The sequence below is a fragment of the Novosphingobium sp. ERN07 genome (assembly GCF_012641335.1).
Classification (GTDB): Bacteria; Pseudomonadota; Alphaproteobacteria; order Sphingomonadales; family Sphingomonadaceae; genus Novosphingobium.
Window position 1 is genome coordinate 81,298 of record NZ_JABAID010000001.1, and the last position, 19,795, is coordinate 101,092.

15 protein-coding genes are annotated in these 19,795 nt (G+C 62.0%); 8 read left to right on the forward strand and 7 right to left on the reverse strand.

The features are described from left to right. The first annotated feature begins 23 nt into the window (after positions 1-23). From HGI47_RS00455 to HGI47_RS00480, 6 genes are all read left to right on the forward strand, one after another. Positions 24-878 (forward strand): ferritin-like domain-containing protein, encoded by an 855-nt coding sequence (locus HGI47_RS00455; protein WP_168850817.1) that lies wholly within the window; start codon positions 24-26, stop codon positions 876-878. Positions 879-1,011: 133 nt separating this feature from the next. Further along, entirely contained in the window at positions 1,012-1,728 is a 717-nt protein-coding gene (locus tag HGI47_RS00460; RefSeq protein WP_168850818.1) for a M23 family metallopeptidase, read from the forward strand. Between the two features lie 176 nt (positions 1,729-1,904). Next, positions 1,905-2,855, forward strand: coding sequence for a hypothetical protein (locus HGI47_RS00465; RefSeq protein WP_168850819.1), 951 nt, complete (start codon positions 1,905-1,907; stop codon positions 2,853-2,855). A 9-nt stretch (positions 2,856-2,864) separates the two neighbouring features. Next, positions 2,865-3,548 (forward strand): glutathione S-transferase family protein, encoded by a 684-nt coding sequence (locus tag HGI47_RS00470; RefSeq protein ID WP_168850820.1) that lies wholly within the window; start codon positions 2,865-2,867, stop codon positions 3,546-3,548. A gap of 113 nt (positions 3,549-3,661) precedes the next feature. Continuing rightward, a complete protein-coding gene (locus HGI47_RS00475; protein WP_206065902.1) occupies positions 3,662-4,882 on the forward strand; it encodes an MFS transporter in 1,221 nt (406 codons plus the stop codon). Beyond that, on the forward strand, positions 4,882-5,862 hold the full coding sequence (locus tag HGI47_RS00480; RefSeq protein ID WP_168850821.1) for a sugar phosphate isomerase/epimerase: 981 nt from the start codon (positions 4,882-4,884) through the stop codon (positions 5,860-5,862). The genes HGI47_RS00475 and HGI47_RS00480 overlap by 1 nt, the downstream gene beginning before the upstream one ends. 213 nt (positions 5,863-6,075) lie before the next feature. On the opposite strand, the gene HGI47_RS00485 is transcribed toward HGI47_RS00480, so the two are convergent. From HGI47_RS00485 to sucC, 3 genes are all read right to left on the reverse strand, one after another. Beyond that, positions 6,076-7,008, reverse strand: coding sequence for an electron transfer flavoprotein subunit alpha/FixB family protein (locus tag HGI47_RS00485; RefSeq protein ID WP_168850822.1), 933 nt, complete (start codon positions 7,006-7,008; stop codon positions 6,076-6,078). Then, the gene (locus HGI47_RS00490) at positions 7,008-7,760 is read right to left on the reverse strand and encodes an electron transfer flavoprotein subunit beta/FixA family protein (RefSeq protein WP_168850823.1); all 753 of its coding nucleotides are present in this window, start codon (positions 7,758-7,760) and stop codon (positions 7,008-7,010) included. The genes HGI47_RS00485 and HGI47_RS00490 overlap by 1 nt, the downstream gene beginning before the upstream one ends. 182 nt (positions 7,761-7,942) lie before the next feature. Continuing rightward, positions 7,943-9,142: an ADP-forming succinate--CoA ligase subunit beta gene (gene sucC / locus HGI47_RS00495; protein WP_168850824.1), complete on the reverse strand. Its 1,200-nt coding sequence runs from the start codon at positions 9,140-9,142 to the stop codon at positions 7,943-7,945. Between the two features lie 224 nt (positions 9,143-9,366). Between sucC and HGI47_RS00500 the strand changes: the two genes are divergently transcribed. Further along, positions 9,367-10,143, forward strand: coding sequence for a 3'(2'),5'-bisphosphate nucleotidase CysQ (locus tag HGI47_RS00500; protein WP_168850825.1), 777 nt, complete (start codon positions 9,367-9,369; stop codon positions 10,141-10,143). Here HGI47_RS00500 and HGI47_RS00505 read toward each other — a convergent pair. Then, entirely contained in the window at positions 10,140-11,132 is a 993-nt protein-coding gene (locus tag HGI47_RS00505; RefSeq protein WP_168850826.1) for an aldo/keto reductase, read from the reverse strand. The two genes, HGI47_RS00500 and HGI47_RS00505, sit on opposite strands and share 4 nt — an antisense overlap. Before the next feature lie 126 nt (positions 11,133-11,258). Further along, the gene (locus HGI47_RS00510; RefSeq protein ID WP_168850827.1) at positions 11,259-11,951 is read right to left on the reverse strand and encodes an OmpA family protein; all 693 of its coding nucleotides are present in this window, start codon (positions 11,949-11,951) and stop codon (positions 11,259-11,261) included. A 188-nt stretch (positions 11,952-12,139) separates the two neighbouring features. Here HGI47_RS00510 and HGI47_RS00515 point away from each other — a divergent pair, with 188 nt between their 5' ends. Next, positions 12,140-13,468, forward strand: coding sequence for a hemolysin family protein (locus HGI47_RS00515; protein WP_168850828.1), 1,329 nt, complete (start codon positions 12,140-12,142; stop codon positions 13,466-13,468). 65 nt (positions 13,469-13,533) lie between these two features. On the opposite strand, the gene HGI47_RS00520 is transcribed toward HGI47_RS00515, so the two are convergent. Continuing rightward, complete coding sequence (locus tag HGI47_RS00520; protein ID WP_168850829.1) at positions 13,534-14,967, reverse strand: glutamate synthase subunit beta; 1,434 nt, start codon at positions 14,965-14,967, stop codon at positions 13,534-13,536. Positions 14,968-14,980: 13 nt separating this feature from the next. Next, positions 14,981-19,621 (reverse strand): glutamate synthase large subunit, encoded by a 4,641-nt coding sequence (gene gltB, locus HGI47_RS00525; protein ID WP_168850830.1) that lies wholly within the window; start codon positions 19,619-19,621, stop codon positions 14,981-14,983. Positions 19,622-19,795 lie beyond the last annotated feature (174 nt).

Sequence of the window (19,795 nt, forward strand, 5' to 3'; positions counted from 1 at the left end):
CACCTAGCAGCACCTAAGCGCGTATGAACGCCACTTCGCTGGGGGCAGCGATCCGCGAAACCATGCTTACCGCAGACCCGTTCGCCAAGGTCATGATGACCCGCGATCTGTTCCGGCGGTGGCGTGCCGGAACCCTCGCGTTCACGTTCGACGCCTCCCTCCCTGATGTGCCCGCTCGCCCCGAAAAGCCCGAACTCCTCCCGCCCAACGCAATGCCCAAACGCGGGCGCGGCGGATCGGAGCGCGGGCGGCTGGCGTTGCTGCACGCGCTGGCGCACATCGAATTCGTGGCAATCGATCTCGCGCTCGATGCGGCGGGGCGTTTCGGCGCGGACATGGGCCGCAATTTCGTGGATGACTGGCTGTCCGTCGCCGCGGATGAAGCCATGCATTTCAGCCTCCTGGAGCGGCGGCTGCGGACTTTGGGCAGTTTCTATGGCGCCATGCCCGCGCACGACGGGTTGTGGGACGCCGCGCGCGAAACCGCGCACGATGTGGCGGCGCGGCTCGCCGTGGTGCCGATGGTGCTGGAAGCCCGCGCGCTGGATGTCACGCCGATGACGGTGGAGCGGTTTCTGGCGGCGGGAGACGAACGCTCCGCGCGCATCCTGCAAAGAATCGTTGACGACGAAATTCGCCATGTGCGGTTCGGCACAAAACATTTCGCCGCACTGTGCGAAAGCCGTGGCGAATCCCCGGCGAATCTTTGGAAATGCTTGGTCCAGCGCCACTTTCGCGGCCTCGTTAAGCCGCCGTTCAACGACTCGGCGCGCCGATCAGCCGGTTTGTCGCGCGAAATGATGGCAGGGGTTGCCACCCCGCCAAGCCCTCCTCATACCCCAATGCACGAGATGGCGGGGGGTTCCGACCAGCTCTGAAACATCCCAAGGCAGCCGGTTTAATCCTGCTGACTGCCATAAAACGGGTTCGCTCTGGGGGTTTAGAGCGGACCGATCGACAAGGCCGAATGGCCAGAGATCGGGACGCAAAGAAAAGGTCGTACGGGTCGTAATGTTGTTCAACACCAAAACCTTCAAGACAGCCTTCAGCGCCGTAGTGGCAGTTGTCGCATTCTCTTCCGCTCCGGCTTTCGCCAACAGCGCTGCCTCGGCAGACATCGCCGCACCGCTTCGCGCCGCCGAAGCGGCAAAGGCAGGTGTCTCGGCAGATCGCGGTGACGATGAATTCCGCCGCCTGTTCGCAAGCTGGCAGCAGCTCGACAACGGCATCCTGCCTTCGGCCAAGCCCGTCACCGCAAAGCGCACGGGCGTTTCGATCCCCTCGCTGGTGCCGGTTGCGATGACGCGCCTTTCCAGCGGTTACGGGATGCGCAATCACCCGGTTCTGGGCGGTCGCCGCGCGCACAAGGGCATCGATCTTTCCGCGCCCACCGGCACCCCGATCCGCGCAACTGCCGATGGCACCGTGGAAATGGCTGACTGGTTCGGCGGTTATGGCCTTTACGTTCAGCTCGATCACGGCGCAGCGATGGAAACGCGCTATGGCCACATGTCGCGCATCGCGGTTGCCGCTGGCCAGCAGGTCCGCAAGGGCGACATCATTGGTTATGTCGGCTCGACGGGCCGTTCCACCGGCCCCCACCTTCATTATGAAGTCCGCGTTTCGGGCGAAGCGGTCAACCCGCTGCCCTACATGCAGGGCAAGAGCGAACAGCTCTATGCCAGCAACGCGACCGATCACGCAGGCATCGGCGGCCCCGAAGAATAAGCCGAGCCTTCGCACCGAGTGCATCTTGGAGAGGATGCGGAAAAGGGCGCCGGTGACGGTGCCCTTTTCTTATGTGCCATAACGGCCCTCACCCAAGTTGTGCCTCGATTTCAATGCGGCAGCGCGATATGTGCGGGTGCAACTGATGGGCGATCGGCCCAACTCGTGGAAGCCGCATGAACCACCCCACTCTGCCTTTGACTGCCACCCTGGCGCTTTCGATCATGGCCACGCAGCTTGGTGGTTGCGCCGCCGCAGCGCTGGTCCCGCTGATGGCTGGCGGCACGTTGACCGGCAAGGAAATCATCGAAAACGGCAAGCGTGGCGATAGCGAAGGGCCCGCCAAGCCCGTGGTAATTGTCGGCAAGGGCGTGAGCACGGTGCCGCCAGCGATCAACACAACGCCGACGCAACCGATTGCTTCTGCACCGGGCAGCGCCGAGGCCCTTGCGCCGCCCGCAGCGTCCGAAACTGCGCCCCTTCGCGTGGCAGAGGCTGCAACGGCTGCACCGTTTCCACCTTCGGCGACGGACGTTGAAAGCATCAGCCCCGCTGCCGCGCCTGATGATGATGGCTATGCCGCGATGACCGCGTTCGTGCTGGCCGCCGCAAAGGACGTGAAGCCCGCGCCGGGCCGCAAATCCGCGCTGCTGGACCAGCGAACGCTGGCGTCGCTGCCCTCCACACGCCCCTGCGGCGAGCAACGCGGCGCATTGCTGATTGATCTGGACCCTGGCGACAAGGCGTTCGACCTGGATGATCCGCCCTCCCCTGCGCCGGGATTGGCCGACCGACTGCGCGCGATTCGTGGCACCGGCACGGCAGTGGTGTGGATCGCCAGCCTGCCCGAAACCGCCGAAAAGCCGATTGGCACGATCCTGAAAGCGACCGGACTGGACCCGCTGGGCATTGATCCGGTGCTGCTGCTGCGCCGCACCGAAACGCGCAAGCAGCAGATCCTGCAGCGCGCCGATTCGGATTGGTGCGTGCTGGCCATCGCCGGGGACCGCAAGGCGGACTTCGACGAAGTGTTCGATTACTTGCGCAATCCCAACGGCCCGGTTGCGGTTGCGCTGGACGCGAACATCGGAGACGGGTGGTTTCTGGTGCCGCCGCCGGTGAAGTGAGATGCAATGATGTCCTACGTTCTGATCACCGCGAACCGAAACTATTCAAGCTGGTCGCTGCGTCCGTGGGTGCTGATGAAGGCGCTGGGCATCGATTTCGAGGATCGGATCGAGCCGTTTACCAAGCCCACGAACTATGACGAGTTCCGCGCCTTCTCGCCCACGGGCCAAGTGCCGGTGCTGCTCCACGATGGCCGGACGGTGTGGGATTCGCTGGGGATCGCGCTCTATCTGGCCGAGCGGCACGAAGGCATATGGCCAGCGGATGAAGCCGCCCGCGCCTTTGCGATCTGTGCGGTGGCCGAAATGCACGGCGGGTTTTCCGCGCTGCGCAACGATTGCACGATGAACGTGGGCGTGCGGATGCGCCCCCGCCCGATGCGTGAAGCGCTGCTGCGCGATGTGGCCCGTGTGCGTGAGATTTTCGAGCAGAGTCTTGCGCAGTTCGGCGGCCCCTGGCTGGCGGGCGAGGCATTTACCGCGTTGGATGCATTCTTTGCGCCAGTGGGTTTCCGCATTCGCACCTATGGCCTTGATGTGGGCAAGGGGCAGGCGTGGGTTCAGCACATTCTGGCCCATCCGGCGATGCTGCAATGGGAAGCCGAGGCGCTGGCCGAGACATGGCGCGAAGAAGGCCATGAAGCGGAACTGGCGGCCTGTGGTGAGATCGTGGAAGATCATCGGACGGGGTAATCGAAACGCCCTGAATGCATCGACCTTCAGTTACGCAATGCAATTCGTGGTTGCTTCCTGAGCCACTTCCGGCAAGATCGCGCGCAACGAAAACCGGGATCGAGGGGCCTGAATTGTCAACGCTGTCACTAAAAATCCGCCTGTTCGCCATGATGGCGTTGCAATTGGCGATCTGGGGCGCATGGGCGCCAAAGCTGTTTCCCTACATGGGAATGCTGGGATTCAGCGCGGGCCAGCAAGGGCTGGTCGGTACATGCTGGGGCATTGCATCGGTGGTGGGGATCTTTTTCTCCAACCAGTTCGCTGACCGCACGTTCTCGGCTGAGAAGTTTCTGGCGGGCAGCCATGTGATCGGCGGCCTCGCGCTGCTGGGCGTGGCCTTCAGCAGCAGCTTCGTGCCGTTCTTCGTGTGCTACATGATTTATAGCCTCGTCTATGTGCCGACGCTTTCGGTGACGAACACCGTTGCCTTCACCCATCTGCCCAATCCGGCCGAGTTCGGATCGGTCCGTTCGGGCGGCACTGTCGGCTGGATCATGGCTAGCTGGCCCTTCGTGTTTATCCTTGGCGCACAGGCTGACGCATCGCAGGTGCGTTCGATCTTCATCGTCGCTGCGGTAATCTCGTTCGCGATGGCGGCGTTCTCGCTCACCTTGCCGCACACCCCGCCAAAGCAGGGCGGCGATGTGGACAAGCTGGCATGGCGGCGCGCACTGGGCCTGCTGAAAAAGCCGGTGGTGGCCGTGCTGTTCCTCGTCACCTTCATCGATTCGGTCGTTCACAACGGCTACTTCGTGCTGTCGGACGCCTTCCTGACCAATCGCGTCGGCATTGCCGGCAACCTTTCGATGGTGGTGTTGAGCCTTGGACAGGTGGCCGAAATCCTGACCATGCTGGTGCTCGCCAAAGTGCTGGTGCGGCTGGGCTGGCGCTGGACGATGATCGTGGGCATTCTGGGCCACGCGGCCCGGTTCCTCGCCTTCTCGTTCATGGCTGACAGCATTCCGGCGATCATCGCAGTGCAACTTCTGCACGGCATCTGCTATGCCTTCTTCTTCGCCACGGTCTATATCTTCGTCGACGAAGCCTTCCCCAAAGACGTGCGCTCTTCGGCGCAGGGGCTGTTCAACCTGCTCATTCTGGGCCTGGGCAACATGGTGGCCAGCTTCGCCTTCCCGGCGCTGGTCGCCGGGCTGACCGATGCGCAGGGCGTGGTCGATTACACCACCGTGTTCCTCGTTCCGGCGGGCCTTGCCGCGATTGGCGCGATGCTGCTGCTCGTCGCCTTTCGTCCAGCCACGCACGGTCCCGCCAATCCGCAGGAGATCCATTGATGTCGCAAGTTATGATGAATCGCCGCGCGCTGCTGGCCGCGCTGGGCGCAACCGCAGCGCTGGCATTAAGCGAAACACCTGCAATGGCCGCTCTGCGGCGGAGCAAGCCGTTCTTCCAGCGCATCGGCAAGCCGATTGGCCTGCAGCTTTACACGCTGGGCGATATGCCGGTTAAGGATCTCGATGGCACGCTGGCAAAGCTGGCGGCGGTGGGCTTTACCGATATTGAACTGCCGAACTTCTATAACCGCACGCCTGCAGACCTGCGCGCGGCGGCGGACAAGGCGGGCGTGCGCTATAGCTCGATCCACATGAACATGCCGGGGCCGTTTACCGGCGGCACGCTTTCGCTGATGAGTTCGCCGCAGGAAATTGCCGATGGGCTGAACACGCTGGGCATCTATCAGGTGTTCATGCCGCTGTGCCCGCTGCCCGAAGGCTTTTCGATTCCGGAAGGCAAGAACCCGCAAGTGGCCATCGGTGATGCCCTGCGCGAAGCCGGGGCGGACCACTGGAAGCGCACGGCAACGCTGCTGAACGAACGCGCGGCGGCGCTGAAGCCGTTCGGGATTTCGCTGGGATATCACAACCACAACATGGAATTCGCGCCGCTGCCCGATGGCACCACGGGTTGGGAAATCCTGATGAAAGAAACCGATCCTTCATTGGTGAATTTCGAGCTGGACCTTGGCTGGACTTCGGCTGCCGGGCTTGATCCTGCAGTGGAGCTGGGCAAGCTCAAAGGCCGGGTGAAGGCGGTTCACGTAAAGGACGTGAAGGCGACCACGAAGACCAACTATGTGATGAGCCAGGACCCGACCGAGGTTGGTTCAGGCCGTTTGCAATGGGCGAAGATCCTGCCTGCGGCACAGGCGGCAGGCGTACAGCACTTCTATGTGGAGCAGGAACCGCCCTTTGCGATGGACCGGCTGGCCGCAGTGACCAAGAGCCACGGCTTCCTGTCACGCTTCGTCGCCTGACGTTCTATCCCTGCGAAATGACGGAAAGGGAGGCCACCGTGCCTCCCTTTTTCGTATGTGCTGCACACGAGTGAGTTGCGCAAAAAGAAAGGCCGGTCCGAAGACCAGCCTTGGAAAGTTTGGGAGAGGATGCCTGAAAGGCCTGCTCTATGTGCGGTTTTCAGCGCGTTACGGCAAGTGCGAAGGACGGCAAAGCAGTTGTGTTTTACGCAATTATAGTTTTCCGGTGAGTTCCGGTACGATGGTGAAGAGGTCGCCGACGAGGCCGATGTCGGCGACTTGGAAGATCGGGGCGTCTTCATCCTTGTTGATGGCGATGATGGTCTTGGAGTCCTTCATGCCGGCAAGGTGCTGGATCGCGCCCGAGATGCCGACCGCGATGTAGACTTCAGGCGCCACGATCTTGCCGGTCTGGCCGACCTGGTAGTCGTTGGGCACGTAGCCTGCGTCGACCGCGGCGCGCGATGCGCCGATGCCTGCGTTCAGCTTGTCGGCCAGCGGGGTGATGACCTGCTCGAAAGTGGCGGCGTCCTTCAGCGCGCGGCCGCCCGATACGATGATCTTGGCGCTGGTCAGTTCCGGGCGTTCGCTCTTGGCGATTTCGGCACTGACGAAGGTGCTGAGGCCGCTGTCGGCGGTTGCCGATACGGCTTCGACGCTGGCTGATCCGCCGGTGGGGGCCGCCTTGGCGAAGCCGGTGCCGCGCACGGTGATCACCAGCTTGGCGTCGCTGGATTCGACCGTGGCGATGGCATTGCCGGCATAGATCGGGCGGGTGAACGTCTTCGGCCCTTCGACCGAGAGGATGTCCGACACCTGCATCACGTCGAGCAGCGCGGCCACGCGCGGGGCGACGTTCTTGCCGGTGGTGGTGGCGGGCGCGACGAAGGCGTCGTAATCGGCCATCAGCCCTGCAACCAGCGGGGCGACGTTTTCAGCGAGCGCGTTGTCGAGGCTGGCGTCGTCGGCCTTGAGCACCTTGGCCACGCCAGCGATCTGCGCTGCGGCACTTGCGGCACCATCGCAGTTCGATCCTGCGACCAGCGCGGTCACTTCGCCCAGTTGCGATGCTGCGGTGACGGCGGCCAAGGTGGCATCCTTGACCGAGGTGTTGTCGTGTTCGACCAGAACGAGAACCTTGGACATCAGGCGACTCCCATTTCCTTGAGCTTGGCGACTAGCGTATCGACATCGGGCACCTTGATGCCCGCGCTGCGCACCGGCGGTTCGCTGACCTTGAGCGTCTTGAGGCGCGGGGCGATGTCCACGCCGTAATCGGCGGGGGTCTTGTTCGCCAAGGGCTTGCTCTTCGCCTTCATGATGTTGGGCAGCGAGGCATAGCGCGGCTCGTTCAGGCGAAGGTCGGTGGTGACCACGGCGGGCAGCGCCAGACGCACGGTCTGCAAGCCGCCATCGATCTCGCGCTTCACGACGACCGCATCGCCCTCGACCGAAACCTCGTTGGCGAACGTCCCCTGCGGACGGCCCAGCAGCGCGGCGACCATCTGGCCGACCTGGTTGCTGTCATCGTCAATCGCCTGCTTGCCGGTCACGATCAGGCCCGGCGCTTCTTCATCGGCAATGCCCTTGATGATCTTGGCCACCGCCAGCGGTTCGACCTCGGTGCCGTCATCCACCTGCACCAGAACCGCACGGTCCGCGCCCATCGCCAGCGCCGTGCGCAGCGTTTCCTGTGCCTTCGCCGGACCAACCGAAACCGCCACGATCTCGGTCACAACGCCCTTCTCCTTCAGGCGTATCGCTTCCTCAACCGCAATCTCGTCAAACGGGTTCATGCTCATCTTCACGTTCGCAAGATCGACGCCACTCCCATCCGCCTTCACCCGAGGCTTCACGTTGTAGTCAATCACGCGCTTTACGCACACCAGGGCTTTCATGGCCAAGCGTCCTTTCCCTTAAAATCAGTAGCAAGGGCATAATTTGCGCTTACGTAAACGTCAACCACAGGTGCAGCCGTGTCCTGCTCTATCGGCGATACGCCGCCGTTAGGCCACTGGCACAAGCAAAAGGGGCGCCGGTTGCCCGACGCCCCCTGCAATCACATTGCAGTGCTTTGCGATCAGGCGACCGCGCGCACTTCGGCGACGATCTTCTTGGCGGCATCGCCCAGATCGTTGGCAGGGACGATCGGCAGGCCGGAGTTGGCCAGAATGTCCTTGCCCTGCTGGACGTTGGTGCCTTCGAGGCGGACGACGAGCGGAACCGAAAGGTTCACTTCCTTTGCCGCCGCGACGATACCATCAGCGATGATATCGCACTTCATGATCCCGCCGAAGATGTTGACGAGAATGCCCTTAACCGCCGGGTCCTTCAGGATGATCTTGAACGCTGCGGTGACCTTTTCCTTGTTTGCGCCACCGCCCACGTCGAGGAAGTTGGCCGGGAATTCGCCGTTCAGCTTGATGATGTCCATCGTGGCCATAGCAAGGCCAGCGCCGTTAACCATGCAGCCGATGTTGCCATCGAGCTTGATGTAGGCGAGGTCATACTTGCTGGCTTCGATTTCCGCCGGATCTTCCTCAGTCTCATCGCGCAGCGCGAAGACATCGGGGTGGCGATAGAGCGAGTTCGAATCGAAGCTCATCTTGGTGTCGAGGACCAAGAGGTTACCGTCCTTGGTTTCCACCAGCGGGTTGATCTCGAGCATGTCGCAATCGAGCGCGACGAAAGCGTTGTAAAGCTGCTCGGCAATCTTGCCGGCCTGCTTGTTCAGGTCACCCGAAAGCTGGAGCGCATAGCCAACGGCGCGGCCGTGGTGCGGCATGAAGCCTTCTGCCGGATCGATGGTGATCGTGGCGATCTTTTCGGGCGTAGCGTGAGCGACTTCTTCGATGTCCATGCCGCCTTCGGTCGACACGATCATGGCGACGCGGCTGGTGGCGCGGTCCACCACCATCGAGAGATAGTATTCCTTGGCGATATCAACGCCATCGGTCACGTAAAGACGATTCACCTGCTTGCCAGCTTCGCCGGTCTGCACGGTCACGAGGGTGTTGCCGAGCATTTCCTTGGCGAACGCTTCGACTTCCTCAATGCTCTTGGCCAGGCGCACGCCGCCCTTGGCATCGGCAGGCAGTTCCTTGAACTTGCCCTTGCCGCGGCCACCGGCGTGGATCTGCGCCTTCACGACATAAAGCGGCCCGGGCAACTGCTTGGCAGCGGCAACGGCTTCTTCAACGGTAAGCGCGGCGATGCCAGCCGGAATGCCGACGCCAAACTTCGCGAGCAGTTCCTTGGCCTGATATTCATGGACGTTCATGCGTGATCCCCGACTTGAATGGCGTTCCGGCATGGGCCGAAAAACCGACAGGCGCGCCACCATCGGCGCAAAGGTATGCGCCCCCGATGGCGCTTTGAGTCGCTATGCCTTAAGCACAGCACGCAGAGCTTGAAAAGGGGCGTAAATGCGAGGTCTCGACCTATCTTTGATAACAACTCGCAATTGCACCGACATACAAGAGCCGACACGATCAGGGACGCACGATGATCGACTATGACCGCTTTCACGCTATCATCCGCAGTGCGGGGGAAATGGCGCTCGCGCTTTGGCCCGGCCACGGCCATGCCCCGCAAGTGTGGGAAAAGACGCCGGGCAGCCCGGTATGCGATGCAGATATCGCAGTCGATGCCTTTCTAAAGCGCGAACTGGCTGCCCTGTTGCCATCGGCTGGCTGGCTATCTGAAGAAACAGTGGACCATCCTGATCGACTGGAGCGCGGGCTTTGCTGGCTGGTCGATCCGGTGGACGGCACCCGCGATTTCGTGCGTGGCCGCCCCGGTTGGTCCGTTTCAGTTGCGTTGGTAAGCGAGGGTCGCCCGCTGATCGGCGCATTGAGCGCACCGGCGCGCCGCGAATACTGGGCTGCGATTGCGGGACAAGGCGCGACGCGTAATGGGTTGCCCCTCCAAGCCAGCAAGCGCGGCGTACTGGCCGGTTCGCGCGTCCCGGCAGACAGCCTACCCAAAGCGGACGCCGATCTAGTCACCGTCGATAAGCCCAACTCCATCGCGCTGCGCATCGCGATGGTCGGCGCGAACGAGGCTGACCTGCTGGCAACACTGCGATGGGGGTTTGAATGGGACATCGCCGCCGCCAGCCTGATCGCACGCGAGGCAGGTGCGGCTGTGAGCGATGCTTTCGGTCAACCGCTTGCCTACAACAAGCGCGATCCGCGGGCGTTTGGACTGCTGGTGACAGCCCCGGCGATCCATGCGGCAGCGGTCGACCGACTGGCCGACCGCGCGGCGAAGATGGTTTAGAAATCCTCGGTGTCGATCGTGGGGAGGATCGCCCCCGCATAGCGATGGCCGGAAACGGTCTGCTGGTTAATCAGCGCATCGACTTCTGCGGCGACGGCTGCGGGAATTTCCCAGTCCCAGCGCGCGATGTTTTCTTCAAGATGGGCGATCTTGCCGGTGCCGGGGATGGTCACGATGTGATCCCCGCGCGAATGCACCCAGGCAAGGCTGAGTTGCGCCGGGGTGACGCCTTCGCGGGCCGCAATCGCATTGAACTGATCAATCAGTGCAAGATTTTTGGGCCAGTTTTCCGCATTCATGCGCGGCATCGCCTTGCGGATATCGCCATCGGGTAGCGCGGCAGGATCGCGCAAGCCATTGGCAAGAACTCCGCGCCCCACGGGCGAAAATGCCACGAAAGCGGTGCCAAGTTCGCGACAAGCATCAAGCACGGCAATTTCCGCCTGCCTTGTCCACGGCGAATATTCGGTCTGCATGGCCGCAATCGGGTGGACCGCGGAAGCGCGGCGCAGCGTATCAGCCGACATTTCCGACAGGCCGATGCCGCCAATTTTTCCCTCCTTCACAAGGTCAGCCATCGCGCCGACCGATTCCTCGATGGGGACGTTCCGGTCACGCCGGTGCATGTAGTAAAGGTCGATGTGATCAGTCTGCAGCAGCTTGAGCGACACTTCGAGTTCGCTACGGATCGTATCGGGATGACAATCGACCCCGCGCTTTTCTCCGCTGGCAAAGATGCCCATCTTCGACGCGAGATAGACCTGATCACGCCGCCCTTTGAGCGCGATACCCACCTGCGTTTCGTTATGGCCAAGGCCATAGAGGCGCGCGGTATCGAAATGATCGTAGCCGATGTCTATCGCGCGGTGGAACAGGCGGATGCCGTCTTCCTCACTCGGCCGCCCGGAATAGGCCCAGCTCAACGACATGCAGCCAAGGCCAACGGGGTTCACCATACGTCCGTTAAGGGGGCGGCGTTCGATCGGCATTGGCAGTCTCCTTTGCGCGAGCCCGATGCCAGCCCATGCCGACGGGGGTCAACCGCGAAACGCATGGGACAAACAAAAACGGCGCCGCCCGGGTGGGGCAGCGCCGCTTGTCTGGGTGGAGGGCGCTTACTGGCCGCTGCGCGCGGCGTTCACGTCATCCTGGCTGATCGGCACGATCTTGATCTCGACACGACGGTTGGCAGAGCGGCCCTGTTCAGTGTCATTCGAGGCAATCGGCTGCGATTCGCCAAAGCCCTGGCTGCGAATACGGGCATAACCCACCCCGCGCGAGGTCAGGTAATCGGCAACCGCGCGGGCGCGGCGTTCGGAAAGCGACTGATTGTAGGCGTCCGAACCGGTAGAATCGGTGTGGCCGTAGACGTCGATAAGCGAGTTGGGATATTGCACCAGCGACTGCGCAACACGATCAAGCGTTGCGCCAAAAGCAGGCTTTACGGTCGAGCTATCGACATCGAAGGTAACGCCGTTTGGCAGGTTCACCAAAATAGCGTTGCCACCATCGGTTTCGGTCACGTCAATGCCGGTCCCTGCGGTCTGTTCGCGCAGTTCGCGGATCTGCTTGTCCTTCTGGTAGCCGATCACGCCACCGGCGACACCACCGATGCCCGCGCCAACGATGCGCCCGGTCTTGCCGCCGATCAAGCCGCCCAAAAGGGCGCCACCCAGCGCGCCGCCGATGCCACCGATAGCGGTTCGGGAAACCTTCTTTTCACCCGTGTTAGGGTCGGTGACGCAGGCAGAGAGGCTGACCAGCGAAACTGCACACAAGCTCGACATCATGATGCGGCGAATTTTCATTTCCTGTCCCCTTTGAACGGCATCCTGTTTCAAATGTAGCGACAGGACGTCGTAATGACAGGATGAAATACGCCCAGTTCGGCTGAACGGTTCCCGAACGTAAAATGTCATTGCCGTGACAGGAGACATGATAGGGAACTATTGCGTCGCTATTCGCCTTTTGCGGGAAATCTGTTAGGGGCCGCTGTGTGACACCTTATCCTTGGTCTGATGTCCTGGTCATTCTTGGCCTCGTTGTGCTCAACGGCTTGTTTTCCATGTCGGAACTGGCGATCGTCTCCGCGCGTCCGGCACGTTTGAAAGTGGCCGCGGAGGAGGGCAGCAAAGGCGCAAAAACCGCGCTGGCGCTCGCTTCCGATCCCGGAAAATTTTTATCGACGGTGCAGATCGGCATCACGCTGGTCGGCATCATCGCCGGCGCCTATTCGGGCGCAAGCCTTGGCGGGCCAACGGCGGAACGACTCGTCGCTTGGGGTGTGCCCGCACGCTATGCCGACGATGCGGGCTTCGCCATCGTCATCGCGATAACCACCTACCTCAGCCTTGTGGTAGGCGAACTGGTGCCCAAGCAACTGGCATTGCGGGCTGCCGAACCGATTGCCAAGATCGCTGCGCCAGCGATGGCGCTGATGTCGAAGGTCACGGCGCCGTTCGTCTGGCTGCTCGACAATTCATCCAGCCTCATCATCCGCCTGCTTGGCCTGAAGCAGGGTGGCGAACAGGAAGTTACCGCCGAAGAACTGCACATGATCTTTGCTGAGGCCACGCGATCCGGCGTGATCGAGGAGGAAGAGCGTGCACTGATGACCGGCATCATGCGCCTGGCTGAACGCCCCGTGCGTGAAGTGATGACACCGCGCACCGAACTCCACTGGATCGAGCGCAAGGCCCCCGAAATCGAATTGCGGGCGGCCATCGAGGACAGCCCCCATTCGCTGCTGCTGGTGGCGGACGGTTCGGTAGACAAGATCGTGGGCGTCGTGAAAGTGCGCGATGTGCTTTCCACCCTGCTGCGTGGGCGCAAGGTGCAACTGGGCCGGTTGATGAAGAAGCCTGCCATCGTGCCCGATCAACTCGATACGATGGACGCATTGGGCATGATCCAGCAGGCCGAAGTGGCGCTGGCGCTGGTGCACGACGAATACGGCCATCTCGAAGGTATCGTCACTCCGGCAGACCTGCTGGCCGCTATCGCGGGCAATTTCGTCGGCCATGCAGATGCGGGCGATGAACCGATGGTGATTGAGCGCGAGGACGGTTCGCTGCTCATCGCAGGCGCGCTTCCCGCCGACGCGCTGGCCGACCGGCTGGGCATAGACATGCCCGATGACCGCGAATTTGCCACGACGGCAGGCTACTGCCTTTCCGTCCTCAAGCGGCTGCCCAACGAAGGCGAACATTTCACCGATCAGGGCTGGCGCTTTGAAGTGGTCGATATGGATGGGCGCAAGATCGACAAGCTGCTGGTCTGCCGCAAGAAAGCGGCGCCGATGGCCGAGCCGGAAGGCGACGCCTGAGAACAACGAAAAAGGGGGCATCCGAACCCGGACACCCCTTTTCTGATCGAGCTTTGATCTGACGATCAGCGCGGCAGTTCGGTCACGCCCATCAGCGCTTCGTCCACGGCGCGAGCGCATTGGCGGCCTTCGCGGATTGCCCAGACAACAAGGCTCTGGCCACGGCGCATGTCGCCGCAGGAGAACACGTTCTCGACGCTGGTCTTGTAGTCGACGACATTGCCCTTCACATTGCCGCGTGGGTCAAGCTCTACGCCCGACTGTTCGAGCAGGCCCTGCTTGCGCGGGCCGACAAAGCCCATCGCCAGCAGGATAAGGTCTGCCTTGAGCACGAATTCGCTGCCCGCGACTTCCTGCATCTGGCCGTTCACCCATTCGACGCGGACGCATTCGAGGCCGGTAACGTCATTTTCGCCCACCACGCGCTTGGTCAGCACAGCAAACTCACGTTCGCAGCCTTCCTCGTGGCTGGAAGATGTCCGCAGCTTTAGCGGCCAGTTCGGCCACGACAGCGCCTTGTCTTCCTTTTCAGGGGGCTTGGGCATGATTTCTAGCTGGGTGACCGAAGCCGCGCCCTGACGGTTCGAGGTGCCAACGCAGTCAGATCCGGTATCGCCGCCGCCGATGACCACTACGTGCTTGCCGGTGGCCGTGAGTGAGCCGCGCGGCGCGGCGCGCAGTTCATCGTCGCCTGCGTTGCGCTTGTTCTGCTGTGTCAGGAATTCCATCGCCATGCGGACACCGGGCAGCTCCGCGCCGGGGATGTTCAAGCCACGCGGATCTTCGGCGCCACCTGCCAGCACCACGGCATCGAAGTTTTCTTGCAGCGACGCGAAAGAGACGGTTACGCCCACCTCAACGCCGGTGCGGAACTGGACGCCTTCGGCTTCCATCTGCATCGCGCGGCGATTGATGTGGGTCTTTTCCATCTTGAAGTCGGGAATGCCGTAACGCAGCAACCCGCCAACGCGATCATTCTTTTCGAACACCGTCACCGAATGGCCAGCACGCGCAAGCTGCTGTGCAGCAGCCATGCCCGCGGGGCCGGAACCGACGATGGCGACCGACTTGCCGGTCTTCTTCGCCGGAACCTGCGGTTCGATCCAGCCTTCTTTCCACCCGCGATCAACGATAGCGCATTCGATCGACTTTATGGTGACCGGTTGATCCACGATGTTCAGCGTGCACGCAGCCTCGCACGGAGCGGGGCAGATGCGGCCAGTGAATTCAGGGAAATTGTTGGTCGAATGCAGGTTGATCAGCGCATCGCGCCAATCGCCTTCATAGACCAGATGGTTCCAGTCGGGGATCTGGTTGTTCACCGGACAGCCGTTGTGGCAGTACGGAATACCGCAGTTCATGCAGCGCGATGCCTGCCCTTTGAGGCCGGAATCATTGTGCGGGATCACGAATTCGCGGTAGTGCTTCAGACGTTCCGCAGGCGCATCATAGGTGCGATCCTTGCGGTCGATTTCGAGAAAGCCGGTTGCCTTGCCCATTGTAATCTAACCCTTACTCAGCCGCGACCGAGGCGGCTTCGAGGCGCTCGGCCTCCATCTGGCGGAGCGCACGCGCATAATCGCGCGGCATCACCTTGACGAATTTGCCCAGCGCTGCGTCCCAGTTATCGAGAATCTCACGCGCCCGGCTGCTGCCGGTGTAGAGGTGGTGGCGTTCCACCAGCACACGCAGGCGCTCCGCGTCATGACGCAGCATGTCACCCATGCCGTAGTCGTAAACGTCAACCCCGCGCTGCTGCGGACGGCCTGCACCGTCATCTTCGTCACGCTCTGCCGAAACCGGTACGACATCGACCATCGCGCCATTGACGAGCTTGGCGAAATTGCCATCCACATCATAGACGTAGGCCACGCCACCCGACATGCCCGCCGCGAAGTTGCGCCCGGTGCGCCCGAGCACGACGACGACGCCGCCAGTCATATATTCGCAGCCATGATCGCCGGTGCCTTCGACCACTGCGACAGCGCCCGAATTGCGCACCGCAAAGCGTTCGCCGCCCACGCCGTTGAAGAAGGCCTCACCGGCAATCGCGCCGTAAAGCACGGTGTTGCCGACAATGATGTTCTCGGTCGGATCACGTTCGACATGCGAAGGCTGGCGCACGATCACCCGGCCGCCCGAAAGCCCCTTGCCCACATAGTCGTTGGCATCGCCAACGAGATCGAGCGTCACGCCATGTGCGAGAAAAGCGCCGAACGACTGGCCCGCCACACCCTTGAACGAGATGTGGATGGTGTTGTCGGGCAAGCCCTTGTGACCATACTTCTTCGCCACTTCCCCCGAAAGCATCGCGCCGACCGTGCGGTTGACGTTGATGACCTTACGTTCGAGCCGAACCGGTTCACCCTTGTCCAGCGCAGGCGCGCTGGCAGCGATCAGATCCTGATCGAGTGCGGCTTCAAGGCCGTGATCCTGCGTTTCGCTCCAGTTCAAGGTCGTGCCCGCAACTGGATCGACCTTGTGCAGCAGCTTCGACAGATCGATCCCCTGAGCCTTCCAGTGCGAAACCGCCTTGTTGGCATCGAGACGATCCACGCGGCCGACCATTTCTGCGACCGTGCGGAAGCCCATTTCGGCCATGATCGCCCGCAGTTCTTCGGCAACGAAGAAGAAGTAGTTGATCACATGCTCAGGCTGACCGGTGAAGCGCGCGCGCAGCACCGGATCCTGCGTGGCAACGCCGACCGGGCACGTGTTCAGGTGGCACTTGCGCATCATGATGCAGCCTGCGGCGATCAGCGGCGCGGTGGCAAAGCCGAATTCGTCTGCGCCCAGAAGCGCGGCCACGGCCACGTCACGGCCTGTGCGCAGGCCACCGTCTGCCTGCACGCAGATGCGGCTGCGCAGGTTGTTGAGCAGCAGGGTCTGCTGGGTTTCGGCAAGGCCGATTTCCCACGGAGAACCGGCGTGCGTCAGCGAGGTGAGCGGCGATGCGCCAGTGCCGCCTTCGTAGCCGGAGATCGTGACGTGATCGGCGCGCGCCTTGGAAACGCCCGCAGCCACGGTGCCCACGCCCACTTCGGACACCAGCTTGACCGAAATGCGCGCGCCGGTGTTCACGTTCTTGAGATCGTGAATGAGCTGCGCAAGGTCTTCGATCGAGTAGATATCGTGGTGCGGCGGCGGCGAGATCAGGCCGACGCCGGGCGTCGAGTGGCGGGTCTTGCCGATGGTCTTGTCAACCTTGTCGCCCGGCAACTGCCCGCCTTCACCGGGCTTTGCGCCTTGCGCCATCTTGATCTGCACGTCGTCGGCATTGACGAGGTATTCCGCCGTCACGCCGAAGCGGCCCGATGCCACCTGCTTGATCGCGGAGCGCATCGAATCGCCATTCGCCATCGGCGTGAAGCGCGCGGGGTCTTCGCCGCCTTCGCCGGTGTTCGACTTGCCGCCGATGCGGTTCATCGCCACGGCCAGCGTGGTGTGCGCTTCCCACGAGATCGAGCCATAGCTCATCGCGCCGGTGGCGAAGCGCTTGACGATTTCGCTGGCAGGTTCGACTTCGGAAATGTCGATAGCCTGATCGGCCTTCTTCAGTTCCATCAGCCCGCGAATGGTCAGCATCCGTTCGGACTGGTCGTTGATCGACTGGGCAAATTCGCGATACTTTTCGGGCGTGTTGCCGCGAACTGCGTGCTGCAGGCTGGCGATGTTCGATGCGGTCCACGCATGTTCCTCGCCCCGCAGACGGAGCTGGTACATGCCGCCCACGTCGAGCATCTTGCGGTAGATCGGGTTGTCACCATAGGCCGTGGCGTGACGGCGCACGGCTTCTTCCGCGATTTCCTTGAGGCCCACGCCTTCGATGGTGGTGGCCGTGCCGGTGAAATAGGCGTTCACGAACTCGGTCGAAAGACCCACGGCATCGAAGATCTGCGCGCCGCAATAGGACTGGTAGGTCGAAATGCCCATCTTGGACATGACCTTGAGAATGCCCTTGCCGATCGCCTTGATGTAGTTCTTCTTTACATCCTTGGGTTCGAGCGGAAGCTCCTTCGACACGCGGATCTGCTCCAGCGTTTCGAACGCCAGATAGGGGTTGATCGCTTCCGCACCATAGCCCGCCAGCACGCAGAAGTGGTGCACTTCGCGCGCTTCGCCGGTTTCCACGACAAGGCCGGTCTGCATACGCAGACCCTGACGCACAAGGTGCTGGTGCACCGCTGCCGTTGCCAGCGCCGCCGGCATCGGGATGCGAGTTTCGCACTGCGCGCGGTCCGACAGGATCAGGATGTTCTTGTCAGCCAGCACAGCTTCGGTGGCCGCCCAGCACATTTCCTTGATCGCCATTTCAAGGCCATCAGCGCCGGTTGCGGCATCCCACGTCGCATCGACGGTGGCGGTGCGGAAAGCACCATCCAGCGCGGCTTCGACCGAACGGATCTTGGCGACTTCCTCGTTCGTCAGGATTGGCTGATCGACTTCGAGACGCTTGTGGCTGCCAGCATCGTGGCCCAACAGGTTCGGGCGCGGCCCGATCATGCTGACCAGCGACATCACCAGTTCTTCGCGGATCGGATCGATCGGCGGGTTGGTAACCTGCGCGAAGTTCTGCTTGAAGTAATCGTAGAGCAGGCGCGAACGGTTTGACAGCACGGCAATCGGCGTGTCGGTGCCCATGGAACCCAGAGGATCGTCGCCGGCCACGGCCATCGGCTCCAGGAACCGGGAAATATCTTCCTGCGTGTAGCCAAAGGCCTGCTGGCGATCGAGCAGCGAGGTGGTTTCCACCGGCAGCGCGGCCAGTTCAGGCTCAATCACGTCGAGCTTTTTCAGGTTATACTGCGCGGAATCCAGCCATTCCTCGTAAGGCTCAGCGCCTGCGAGTTCGGCCTTGATTTCCTCGTCCTCAATGATCTTGCCCTGCTCCATGTCGATCAGGAGCATCTTGCCGGGCTGAAGACGCCACTTGCGAACGACATCTTCCTCACGGAAGGGCAGGACGCCGCTTTCGGACGCCATGCAGATCAGATCGTCGCGCGTGATCGAGAAGCGCGCAGGGCGCAGACCGTTGCGATCCAGCGTCGCGCCGATCTGGCGGCCATCGGTGAACGCCACGGCGGCGGGGCCGTCCCACGGCTCCATCAGCGCGGCGTGGTATTCGTAGAACGCACGACGCTTGGCATCCATCAGCGGATTGCCGGCCCATGCTTCCGGGATCAGCATCATCACTGCGTGGGCAAGGCTGTAGCCACCGGCCAGCAGCAGTTCGAGCGCGTTGTCGAGACTGGCGGTATCCGACTGACCGTGCGGGATCAGCGGCCACATCTTGTCGAGATCGGGGCCTAGCAGCTCCGATTCCATCGTGCGGCGGCGCGCGTTCATCCAGTTCACGTTGCCGCGCACGGTGTTGATTTCACCGTTGTGGGCAATGAAGCGGAACGGGTGCGCCAGCTTCCAGCTTGGGAAAGTGTTGGTCGAAAAGCGCTGGTGAACGAGGCCGAGCGCCGAAACGCAATCGGGATCGCGCAGATCGTCGTAGAACGAACCGACCTGGTTGGCGAGCAGCAGGCCTTTATACACGATCGTTCGGGTCGAGAAGCTGGGCATATAAAGCTGCGTCACGCCCGGAAGACCGTGCTTATCAGCCATCGCCGCCAGCGGGTTCTGCGTCTGCTTGCGGATGGCCAGCAGCTTGCGTTCGAATGCATTCTGATCAGGCGTGTTCGGCCCGCGCTTGATGAAGCACTGGCGGATGACCGGCATCTGTTCGATCACGGTCTTGCCAAGGCCTTCGAGCGTGGTCGGCACATCGCGCCAGCCGATCAGTTCCTGGCCTTCCTTGGCGATGAACTTCTCGAAAAACTCGGTCACGAACAGGCGCGCAGCTTCGTCCTGCGGCAGGAAGCACATGGCAACGGCATAGTCGCCCGGCTGCGGCAGTTCACGGCCTTCGGAAGCGGCCCACTTGCGGAACAACTGGTCGGGAATCTGGATCAGCAGGCCCGCGCCGTCACCCAGCAACGGATCAGCACCCACCGCGCCGCGATGGTCGAGATTGCGCAGAATCTCCAGCGCCTGATCCACGATGGCATGACTTTTCTGGCCTTTAATATGGGCAATGAAGCCCACGCCACAGGCATCATGTTCGTTACGCGGATCGTACAGGCCCTGAACCGGCGGAAATCCCATCTCGATGATCGTCCTACATCCAAAAAGAGGCAACACGCGCGAATCACCCTCGCGGAAAAGCGACGAAAATTGCGCGAAGTGCCCCCATGACTGCAGGAAAGTTATTTTGCAACTGCGCAGGAAGCTCAACCGAGCGCTTAATGCCGGAAATACGGTTGCGACATGGCAGAATGT